Here is a 6,456-nt window from a genome sequence, read left to right on the forward strand (position 1 = left end):
GGACTATGAGAATGACAAGGGCTGAGGCCAAGGCGCACAACCGGCGGGCTCTGCTGGAGGCCGCGCGCCTGATCGTCGCCCGCGACGGCCACCGGGCCAAGCTGGAGGAGATCGCCGAGCAGGCCGAGCTGACCACCGGCGCCGTCTACTCGCTGTTCGGCAACAAGAACGGACTGCTCGTCGCCCTGGTCACCGACTACCTCACCCCGCACTACGACGGCATCGAGCAGGCCGTCCCCGCTGGCATGGGCCTCGGCGAGGCGGTGGAGATCTTCGCCCGCCACTACCGCCGCCTGTGCGACGACCCCGACGCGCTGCGCCACCTGTCGTTCGAGATCAGCCTGCAGGACCTGGCCCTGCGCGACCCCGAACTGGCGCCCAAACTTGCCGCCTCCGTCCGGGCACACGTAGAACGCCTGACCGCGCTGCTGTCCGGCAGACTCCACCACGGGAACGCACTCACACCTGGCCAGGCGCAACGCCTGGCCACGGCGCTGCGCGCGCTCATGGTCGGCCTCAGCCAGAGCGTCATCCTCGGCCTAGCCGACGCCGCCCCCGAGGACTATTTCGCCGCCACCGCCCGCGCCCTGATCACCCCGGACGTACTCGGACCGCCCTGACTGCCCTGCTCGAAGCACAGGCAGCGGTCCGACGTAGCCGTACCACCGATCACGCCGGCGGCTTGCACTCTGTCTTCGTCCCCGACAACGGCCCCGCCGGTGGCAGCGCCCGACTCGGGCAGTGCCGCGCAGTGCTGTTCACTCTCGGTCCGGCGATCGCGATCGCGGAACTGGGCGGCGATGGCATCTGGATCCTCACTCTGCAGGGCGGCGCGATCGGCGTGATGGCCGGCTCGATGGCGGCCGCGCGCCTCCGCACCCGACGTCCGATTCTGCTCGGCAATCTCGCCGTGGCCATCTAACGCGGTACCACTGATCCTGTTCGCTGTTGCCCCACCGGCCCCCGTCGTGGTCGTCGGCCACACCATCGCCATGGTCGCGCTAGGCATAGCGGAAGGCACGTTGACCAGCTCTCGCAGCATAGTGCGAGGAGCCAGGCGCTCCCGTCCTGTCCCTGCGGAGTCGGCTGTGCAGGGCAGCTGCGGCATCTGGTCGCGGGCCGTCGCGTCCGCCCTCGGGCCGGCGGAAGCCGCGTGCAGAAGATCAGGTGTAGAAATGATCTGCTGGGTGTGAATACAAATCAGGGGAACAGCGAAATAGGCGTGTCCATGGTTCTTCCCCGAAGGGCAGGCATGCCAGCTCCCCCTCCGCAGTCGGCTCCGCCAACCGCCGAGACCGACGCACAGCTCATCGAGGTGTCACTACGCCATCCTGAGCGGTTCGGTGCGCTGTTCGACCGGCACCACGAGGCCATCCACCGCTACGTGCACCTCCGTCTCGGAGAATCGGCGGCGGACGACATCGCCGCAGAGACGTTCCTGCGGGCCTTTCGCGGCCGTACCCGCTACGACTTATCCCGGCCCGATGCCCGCGCCTGGCTGTACGGCATCGCCTCCAATCTGGTGGACGCTCACCGGCGCGCCGAGGCCCGCAGGTACCGCGCCCTGGCCAGAAGTGCCGAGGTCACCGACGTCGTGAGCCACGACGAGCGTGTGGTCCAGCGGGTGTCCGCCGCCGTCATGCAGCCGCGCCTGGCCGCCGGTCTGGCCGCGCTCTCGCCCGGTGACCGGACCGTGCTGCTGCTGGTGGCCTGCGCCCAGCTCACCTACGAGGAGATCGCCGAGGCGCTCGGCGTCCCGCGCGGCACCGTCGGCTCGCGGCTCAACCGGGCCCGCAGGAAACTCCGCACGTCCATCACCATCGAGGAGCCGTCATGACCGATGACCTGCAGGAGATCAAGACGTTCCACGACACGCTGCCCGGCCCCTCCGCCACGGCCACCGCCAAGGCGAAGGACTTGCTCGCAGCCGAGGCGGTGGCGGAACGAACGCCTCGTACCGGCTCTGGCAAGCACCGCCTCCTGCTCCGGATGGCCGCGGTCGGCCTGGCGGCAGCCGTCGCCGCAGTCGCCTTCCTGACCGGTGCTGACGGCGGTGCGACCCCGGCCAACGCGGCGGAACTGCTCCAGGAGGCGGCCACGGCCGCCGGCCAGCAACAAGCGCCACAGCCGGGCCAGATCCTCTACGTCAACCGCACGGAACAGACCTGGATGACCGTATGGGGTCGCGACAGCCGTTCTGAGGTCACTCAGGAGATCAACCGCGAGTACTGGATTCCCGCCGCCGACCCCGACGGCGCGCTGGCCCGCCTCACCTACGGCAAGCTGCGCACGCACACCGGCCAGGCCCCGACCAGTATGGAGACCCCGGGCACAGTCGAGTTCCAGCGCGCCGGGCCGTGCACCGTGAACGTGCTCTCACCGACCAGTAAAGGCAACCTGCCCGCCGACCCGGACCAGTTGCTCGCCCGGATTCGCGCGGACGCCGTTGCCTCGGTCAGGAACGAACGGCCCGAGCCCGGCACGGCACCGCCCAGCAAGGATCAGATCGAGCGGCTCGTCGAGCACACGGTGGTGAGCCGTCTCGTCACCCTGGCCGGAAACCCCTTCCCCGGTCCCGGCCTGCGTGCGGCGGTGCTCGGCGCGCTGTCCAAGATACCCACCGCCACCATGCGCACCGACCTCACCGACCTGGCCGGGCGACAGGGCGTCGGCGCCTCGATCAGATATCAGGGCCCAGACGGATGGCAGCGCGCCGAATTGATCTTCGAACCCGGCACCTACCGTTTCCTCGGCTCGCGACACCTGTCGGAGCCGCCGCGCGGTGGCACGGAGGTACTCCGCTACGCCAGCGCAGTACTGGAAACCAAGATCGTCAAGTCCATGCCGAAGATCCCAGCCGACGCTCCCGAAGCGGTGACCTGCTAAAGCACCAAACGCCGCGGTCATCGGCGACCAGGAGGAGGTCGTCCAGGACGGCCGGGACGGGACACCGACGCCGTCAGCGATGGTGTCGGTCGAGTCGGTGGTGACGGGCGGACGCCCCGCCGCCGAGGGCGATCAGGACGGCGTCGAACGGCGGCACGGTGTCCACGAGTTCCAGGCCGCGGGCGCGAAGCGGGATGCCACGACGGTGACGTCGAGCCCCCGGCCGCGACCGGACCAGGCGAGGGCTTGGCCAGGGTTGCCGGCGCTGGCGCACACCACAGTCGGCGCAGCGCAGCAGCGGCCGGCGCTTATCCATTTGGGGGAACGCGCGGCGACCCGGTCAAGGGCATGCGCCGTCGGCCTGCGGGCCTGGGGGCGCCGCCGCCCGTGACCGGCTCCAGGCCGCATGTGCGGCCGGTGGATCGCTGGAGGGGCAGGTGCGGCGGCGCGGGAGTCGCCGGTGACGACCGGCGGACGAGGCTGGTCCCTTTCCTTGCGCTGCTCAGACAGCGCGGCGGCCCAGGCCGCGCAACTGGTCGGCGGTCAGCGCGGAGACGTTCTGGTCGATGGGGGACTCGGTGTACTGGTGGATGGTCCAGGACTTCCAGTCGGCGGGCGGGGTGACCGCTCCCTTGGCCTTGCTGTAGTGGGCGACCCACAGGGGGTATTCGGCCAGGCCCTTGCCGTAGGCGTTGGCGAAGTTCCAGCCGCTGTAGAACATCGGGGTGATTCCGGTCTTGGTCTTCACGTACGACAGCCACGTCTTGGCCCAGGCGTTGACCTCGGCGACGGACTCGCCGTCGGTGGTCTCCAGGTCGAGGACCAGCAGGTCGCCGGGCTTGGCGGGCTGCGAGTTCACCGCGGACAGGAAGTGCTCGGCCTCCGCGATGGGGTCGTTGCCGGGGTGGCCGTAGTGGTAGGCCCCGCGGACGATGCCCTTCTTGCCCAGCTCGCGCCAGTGCCTGGCGAAGGAGGCATCGCGGAAGCTCGTGCCTTCCGTCGCCTTGATGATGCCGAACTGGGCCTCGCTGGCATTCCAGTCGTACAGGGGCTCGTAGTTGGAGATGTCCAGACCGTAGGTGAGAGGTCCGCTCTCAGGGTGGGCTTCGTGTGCCGGGGCGTGGCTGGTGGCCGATGCGAGCGCCGTGGTGGCCACGCCCGCGATGACGGTGGTTCCGGCGAGGATGGCACCGGCGACGGCGAAGCTGAGGCGCTTGGTGTGGGGATCGAGGCGATTCTTGAGGGTGTGGGCGATTGCGGCAAGCCGAGGCTCGGGCATGACGACATTGACTCCTTGCTTCCATGCCGCCTACCGGGTTAGCTGACGGGTTCGGGCCTGGAAGTGCCCTACGGGCGCAGCCTGGGCTGGCGTCCGATTCACCCCAAAAGGTGGGTCCCCGGCTCCGCGAGGCGCGGATTCGGCGGCCGTACACCGCCCCGGAGGGCAGCGGACGGTCCGGTCAATCAAGCGGCAACGATGCGGCGAAAGGTCGTCACATCTGTGTCGCGATGAGGCAAAAGATAGACATATGTCCGTAGATAACGCAAATAGGGCAAATTGGATTCGCGGGTGCCGGCCGCTGAACTGCACTGAAGTGCCGTGCCTGTAGGGGTTGTGGGACTTGGTAAAAATTTGGTGGCCCGCCGACACGGATGGGGCGAATTATCCCGGCGTTCCTCTTGTGAACATGCGTCATTCCACGGGCCAGGGTGATGCGGTTGGCGCCATGAGACCCGTCTCCCCGCCGCATCGGCGAGGTCGCCGGTCTTGGGGGTACGCCCGCGTTGTTCACAGGTGCCGGTGCTTTCTATGCTCGGCGTGTGCTGGGAAGAGACGACGAGAGCGAACTGCTCGAGTCGTTGCTGCGGCACGCCGCAGAGGGACGCGGCGGCGGGGTGATACTGCACGGCGAGCCCGGGGTCGGGAAGACCGCGCTGCTGTCACACACGTTGGAGCAGGCCGCCGGGTTCCGGGTGCTTCGCGCGGTCGGTGTCGCGCCGGAGGCCGAGCTCGCGTACGCGACGCTGCATCAGCTCCTGCTCCCCGTGCTCGGGCGTGCCCACGAGCTGCCGGGCCCGCAGGCGCAGGCCCTGCGCGTCCTGTTCGGGCGCGCGTACGGCGCGCCACCCGATCCGTTCCTGGTGGGTCTGTCGACCCTGTCGCTGCTGTCCCTGACGGCCGGCGAGAAGCCGGTGTTGTGCGTGATCGACGACGCGCACTGGGCGGATCGGCCGACGCTGAAGACCATGGCGTTCGTGGCCCGCCGGCTGGACGACGAGCCCGTCGCCCTGGCGCTGGCCGCGCGCGCCGACGAGGGCCACAGCACCGACCTGCCGGACCTGCGCCGCATCCCGCTCATGGGGCTCAAGCCCGAAGCGGCCAGGGCGCTGCTGGCCGAGCGCGCAGGGGGGCGGCGGCTCAGCGAGGGCGAGCAGGACCGCCTGCTGGCCGTCACTGAGGGGAACCCCCTGGCCCTGCTCGAGCTTGCCGGAAGCAGGATCCCGCCGGAGGGGACGCCGGAGCCGCCGGCCATGACCGATCGGCTGCAGCGGTCGTTCCTGGACAGGATCCGAGCGCGGCACGTCGAATCATTGCCGCTGCTCCAGCTGATCGCCGCCGACGGCTCGGGCAGCGTCGAGACCATCGAGAAGGCGGCCACGTCCCTGGGGCTCGCCACCGACCCGCTGCACCGGGCCGAGCTCGACGAGATCCTTACCTACGACGGGACGCGGCTGGTGTTCCGGCATCCGCTGATCCGATCCGCGGTCTACCACAGCGCCACGGGCAACCGGCGCGGCGCGATCCACCGTGCCCTCGCCGCGGCCTTCGACGCCCCGGCCGACCAGCACCGCCATGCCTGGCACCTCGGGCAGGCCGCTGTCGGGCCCGACGAGCACGCCGCCGACCAGCTCGAGCGCTCGGCCGAACAGGCGGCCCTGCGCGGGGGCCCGGCCGCGGCCATGGCCGCGCTGTCGCGGGCGGCCGACCTCACGATTGACGGCCCGCGTAGGGGACGGCGGCTGTGGAGCGCCGCGCACGCCGCCGCCCAGGGCGGGTTCACCGCCGCGGCTGTCGAGCTGCTGGACCGCGCTGAGCGCGAGACCTCCCTGGACGAGACGGACCGGATCGCCGTGGCCGTCATGCGGGCCGTCGTGGCCGAGTTCGCCGGCTCCCCGGAGGACGCGATGGACCTCATCAAGCCCTGGATCCCGCGCGCGCTGCGGATCGACCGGCGCCGCTTCACCCCGACCGTCGCGATGTACGGCAACCTCGGTGTCCGCGCCAACCGGCCGCAGGCCTGGTCCGACCTCGCCGGCTGGCTCGACGAGATCACGCCGGCGCCGGACAACCCGGAGGACGCGGTGCTGCTGCTCCTCCGGGCCGCCGGCCGGGCACGTACGGGCCGCGATCCAGGACCGGTGGTGCGCGACCGCACAGCGGTCGAGTCGCTCACCGACCCGATCACGATGACCCGGTAGGCGGCATGGAAGCAAGGAGTCAATGTCGTCATGCCCGAGCCTCGGCTTGCCGCAATCGCCCACACCCTCAAGAATCGCCTCGATCCCCAC

6 protein-coding genes and 1 riboswitch are annotated in these 6,456 nt (G+C 70.3%); of the genes, 5 read left to right on the forward strand and 1 reads right to left on the reverse strand.

Annotated features, from left to right (window positions below; genetic code table 11):
* Positions 1-11: 11 nt before the first annotated feature.
* From ABN273_RS46760 to ABN273_RS46775, 4 genes are all read left to right on the forward strand, one after another.
* Positions 12-620 (forward strand): TetR/AcrR family transcriptional regulator, encoded by a 609-nt coding sequence (locus tag ABN273_RS46760; protein ID WP_349456052.1) that lies wholly within the window; start codon positions 12-14, stop codon positions 618-620.
* Positions 621-751: 131 nt separating this feature from the next.
* Positions 752-922, forward strand: coding sequence for a hypothetical protein (locus tag ABN273_RS46765; RefSeq protein ID WP_349456053.1), 171 nt, complete (start codon positions 752-754; stop codon positions 920-922).
* A 330-nt stretch (positions 923-1,252) separates the two neighbouring features.
* The gene (locus ABN273_RS46770; RefSeq protein ID WP_349456054.1) at positions 1,253-1,837 is read left to right on the forward strand and encodes an RNA polymerase sigma factor; all 585 of its coding nucleotides are present in this window, start codon (positions 1,253-1,255) and stop codon (positions 1,835-1,837) included.
* Positions 1,834-2,886 carry a CU044_5270 family protein gene (locus tag ABN273_RS46775; protein WP_349456055.1) on the forward strand — a complete coding sequence of 351 codons (1,053 nt, stop codon included), beginning with the start codon at positions 1,834-1,836 and terminating at the stop codon, positions 2,884-2,886. Before ABN273_RS46770 ends, ABN273_RS46775 begins: the two co-directional genes overlap by 4 nt.
* Before the next feature lie 502 nt (positions 2,887-3,388).
* Here ABN273_RS46775 and ABN273_RS46780 read toward each other — a convergent pair.
* Positions 3,389-4,165 carry a glycoside hydrolase family 25 protein gene (locus ABN273_RS46780; RefSeq protein WP_349456056.1) on the reverse strand — a complete coding sequence of 259 codons (777 nt, stop codon included), beginning with the start codon at positions 4,163-4,165 and terminating at the stop codon, positions 3,389-3,391.
* Positions 4,166-4,177: 12 nt separating this feature from the next.
* A riboswitch (cyclic di-AMP (ydaO/yuaA leader) is annotated at positions 4,178-4,320 on the reverse strand.
* Between the two features lie 387 nt (positions 4,321-4,707).
* Here ABN273_RS46780 and ABN273_RS46785 point away from each other — a divergent pair.
* Positions 4,708-6,366, forward strand: a complete 1,659-nt coding sequence (locus ABN273_RS46785) for an AAA family ATPase (protein ID WP_349456057.1) — start codon at positions 4,708-4,710, stop codon at positions 6,364-6,366.
* The last annotated feature ends 90 nt before the right edge of the window (positions 6,367-6,456 follow it).

Origin of the sequence: Nonomuraea sp. B19D2 (assembly GCF_040137845.1) — a bacterium.
Lineage (GTDB): Bacteria > Actinomycetota > Actinomycetes > Streptosporangiales > Streptosporangiaceae > Nonomuraea.

Excerpts from the sequence above, each read along its gene's own strand:
- ABN273_RS46760 (WP_349456052.1), top strand. The coding sequence starts at position 12 with ATGACAAGGGCTGAGGCCAAGGCGCACAACCGGCGGGCTCTGCTGGAG.
- ABN273_RS46770 (WP_349456054.1), top strand. The coding sequence starts at position 1,253 with ATGCCAGCTCCCCCTCCGCAGTCGGCTCCGCCAACCGCCGAGACCGAC.
- ABN273_RS46775 (WP_349456055.1), top strand. The coding sequence starts at position 1,834 with ATGACCGATGACCTGCAGGAGATCAAGACGTTCCACGACACGCTGCCC.
- ABN273_RS46780 (WP_349456056.1), bottom strand. The coding sequence starts at position 4,165 with ATGCCCGAGCCTCGGCTTGCCGCAATCGCCCACACCCTCAAGAATCGC.